Consider the following 3,368-nt stretch of genomic DNA (forward strand, 5'->3'; position numbering starts at 1 on the left):
ACCCTGCTCTTTGGCATGTTATACGACCGTTACGCGAAACGGGTATACAACAAATGCAATGGTTTTGCTAGGTCAGAAGATGAAGCGGAAGACCTTACTCAGGATGTATTCCTGAACATTTTTGTAAAACTGGGTAGTTTTCAGGGCAGGTCTAAATTCTCAAGTTGGGTGTATGCCCTCACCTACAATTACTGTGTGAACTATGTGAATCGGAACAAGGAGCGGAAGATAAAGGAAAAGACCGATTCATTTGATGTAGAGGAGCATAACCTGGCCGTGGAGGTGGAAGATAAGAGTCTTTTCATGCTGCGATCGGAAAACCTTAAAAAGGCACTGGATCTGGCACCTGCTGAAGAAAAAACGCTCTTACTCCTGAAATACCAGGATGATGTATCCATAAAAGAATTGGCAGCACTTATGGATATCGGGGAGAGCGCTGTTAAAATGCGGCTGAAACGCGCAAAGGCAAGATTAGTGGAAACCTATAACGCATTACCGTAATGGCAAAGAAAACCAATAATCCCTTTAAAGAACTGGACAAACGGGTACTGGAAGTGCCCCAGAGTCTTAAGAAAAAGGTTATGCAGGATGTGGCCATAGCCAAGTTGCTTATGGAACTGGGGGCCTTATTTACCCTCAGTTACCAGGATATTATCTCAGGGGTATTTAAATCCCGTCGAAAATCATAATACTTCACAAAACACCTAATACACAAGACCTATGGAATCAATTGGAAATTTAGCCACCGAATCGTTGAAATCAATTATCGCGGACATCCTCTCTGTCCTTCCCGGTATTATTGGCGCCATCATCGTAATCCTTGTAGGGTGGCTGGTTATCAAGATCATATCATTTGTGTTGAGAAAAATCTTTCGCCTTGCCAAAATCGACAAGGTTTCTGAGAGGGTGAACAACGCACAGTTGTTTGGGGAGGAGAGTAATATAAAAATAGATATTGCCAAAATTTTACTCGGCTTTGTGAAATGGGTCTTATGGCTCACCTTTATAATTGTTGCTGCAGATGTATTGGGGCTTTCCGTGATATCGACAGAAATTTCCAATCTGTTACACTATCTCCCTGTCTTGCTCAGCGCGATGGTGATCCTGATGATCGGAATGTTTGCGGCCAAGTTGCTGAAAAAAGCCCTGCAAAGTGTCTTTGATTCCATGGGTGTTGGAGGTGCTAAGATCATCAGCAGCATCGCCTACTACATCCTGTTGATCTTTGTGCTGATTACGGCATTGAACCAGGCAGGGATCAATACCGAAATCATTACCAGCAATATTACCCTGGTGATCGGGGCCTTCCTGCTGGCCTTTGCATTGGCACTGGGACTGGGTTCCCGGGAGATTGTTGCTGATCTACTAAGTGCCTTCTATGCAAGAAGGACCTATGCCGTTGGAGACAAGATTAAAACCAAGAATATTGAGGGGACTATTGAAGCTATTGATGGCATTTCAGTAACAGTAAAAACCAGGGAGGCCAAAGTGGTGGTCCCCATTAAGGAAATCGTTCAGGATAAAGTAGAACTTCAATAAACCTGCTGGTTTCTGGAGAAAGGAGTAAATTCAAACACTTTTTTAACTACATAATTTTAATACAAATGGGAAAATTCGAAATTAGAAAAACCAAATCAGGTCAGTTCAAGTTCGACTTGAAAGCTGGGAACGGACAGGTAATCCTGAGCAGCGAGACCTATAAGTCAAAGGCCAGTTGTAATAACGGGATCAGTTCTGTTAAGCGCAACTGCGGAAATGACAACAGGTATGACCGGAAGACGGCTAAAAATGGCAGCCCGTATTTCAACCTGAAAGCGGCTAACGGACAGGTGATCGGTACCAGTGAAATGTATTCGGGTACAGCAGCCATGGAAAATGGGATCGCTTCTGTAAAATCTAATGCTCCGGATGCAGCGGTAGATGATCAATCATAGTATATAGTAAATCAATCCACAATCATAAAAAGCAAATATGAAAAGACAAGTAATTTTAGCGCTGTTCTTTATGGGCGCATTATTCGCACAAGCGCAGACGGAAGCAGAGTTGAAGGCGGACCTGGCGGTTAAGAAAGACTCAATCGCGGCTATACAGGGACGTGCAGATGCCATTCAGGCACAGATCGATGCCCTTCCCGGCTGGAAAACCGGGGCATTCGGGACCATTGGGATGAACCTCTCCAATTTCAGCAACTGGTATGCCCAGGGATTTCCGAACAACTCCTCAGGGAACATCGGGGTCACGGTCAATGCCTTTGCCAATCTTAAGGAAGACAAGTTCTTCTGGAGAAATTCGGCAAATGTGAACCTTAACTGGGTGAAACTGGATGACAAGGATGACCCTACCGATAATGACAGCTTCCGCGCGGCGACCGATGTCTTCAACATCAGTTCTCTTTACGGAAGAAACCTTAGTAAAACCTTTGCAGTTTCCGGTCTTGCGGAATACCGCACAACGGTGATCAACAATTTCAATGATCCGGGCTACCTGGACGTTGGGGTTGGGGGTACCTGGACACCCATCGCGGATCTTGTTGTGGTCATCCACCCGCTGAACTACAACTTTGTTTTCAGTAGTGAGGACGACATCTTTGAATCCTCTGCCGGTGCTAAGATCGTTGCCGACTATACCAAAAAACTCGGGGCAGTTAATTTTAAGTCGAACCTCTCCATGTTCCAGAGTTACAAAAGTTCAGATCTGAGCAACTGGACCTGGATCAACTCGTTTGCCTATACCCTGTGGAAAGGGATTGGGGTAGGCTTTGATTTTGGCCTGAGGAGCAATAAGCAGGAGGCGCTTAACTACTCCATTAATACCCTGGGCAACACAGGGGAGACCTTTGATAGCGTGGACAACGAGTTGCAATCGTACTGGCTCTTTGGCCTCAGTTATGCCTTTTAATAAACCAAGTATTTAGTAACCATTAAACTATAGAATCATGTTAAAAGAATTCAAGAATTTCATTATGACGGGCAATGTGATCGATTTTGCAGTGGCCGTTATTATGGCTGGCGCCGTTGGCCTTGTCATCAACGGGTTTGTAGGCGATATTGTTATGCCCATAGTAGGGGAGTTTACCGGAGGTGTAGACTTTGCCAACCTGAAGTATGTACTCACAGAAGCCTCCGGGGTGGAAGGAGAAGAAGGCTTTGTGGCCGAGAACGCTATCCGCTGGGGGGCCTGGGTTAATACCCTGGTGAACCTGGTTATGGTAGGTTTTGTGATGTTCCTTATTGTAAAGGCCTACAACAAAACCAAGAAGCCTGCAGGACCTGCTGCTCCGGCCGGACCTACGCAGGAGCAATTGCTCGCAGAGATCCGCGACCTTCTCAAGAAGTGATGCACACAGATTGATCCACGTCCTTTACATG

The 3,368-nt window shown here is 45.5% G+C and carries 6 protein-coding genes; all 6 read left to right on the forward strand.

Annotated features, from left to right (window positions below; genetic code table 11):
* Positions 1-501, forward strand: a 501-nt coding sequence (locus AC4E7D_RS13040) for an RNA polymerase sigma factor (protein WP_490174224.1), incomplete at its 5' end; no start/stop codon positions are given.
* Positions 501-689 (forward strand): hypothetical protein, encoded by a 189-nt coding sequence (locus tag AC4E7D_RS13045; protein WP_490174225.1) that lies wholly within the window; start codon positions 501-503, stop codon positions 687-689. The genes AC4E7D_RS13040 and AC4E7D_RS13045, both read left to right, overlap by 1 nt.
* Before the next feature lie 31 nt (positions 690-720).
* Complete coding sequence (locus tag AC4E7D_RS13050; RefSeq protein ID WP_490174226.1) at positions 721-1,539, forward strand: mechanosensitive ion channel family protein; 819 nt, start codon at positions 721-723, stop codon at positions 1,537-1,539.
* A 65-nt stretch (positions 1,540-1,604) separates the two neighbouring features.
* Entirely contained in the window at positions 1,605-1,934 is a 330-nt protein-coding gene (locus AC4E7D_RS13055) for a YegP family protein (RefSeq protein ID WP_490174227.1), read from the forward strand.
* Between the two features lie 37 nt (positions 1,935-1,971).
* Positions 1,972-2,898, forward strand: coding sequence for a DUF3078 domain-containing protein (locus AC4E7D_RS13060; RefSeq protein WP_490174228.1), 927 nt, complete (start codon positions 1,972-1,974; stop codon positions 2,896-2,898).
* A gap of 37 nt (positions 2,899-2,935) precedes the next feature.
* Entirely contained in the window at positions 2,936-3,337 is a 402-nt protein-coding gene (gene mscL / locus AC4E7D_RS13065) for a large conductance mechanosensitive channel protein MscL (protein WP_490174229.1), read from the forward strand.
* The last annotated feature ends 31 nt before the right edge of the window (positions 3,338-3,368 follow it).

This window comes from Lentiprolixibacter sp., from assembly GCF_982873095.1.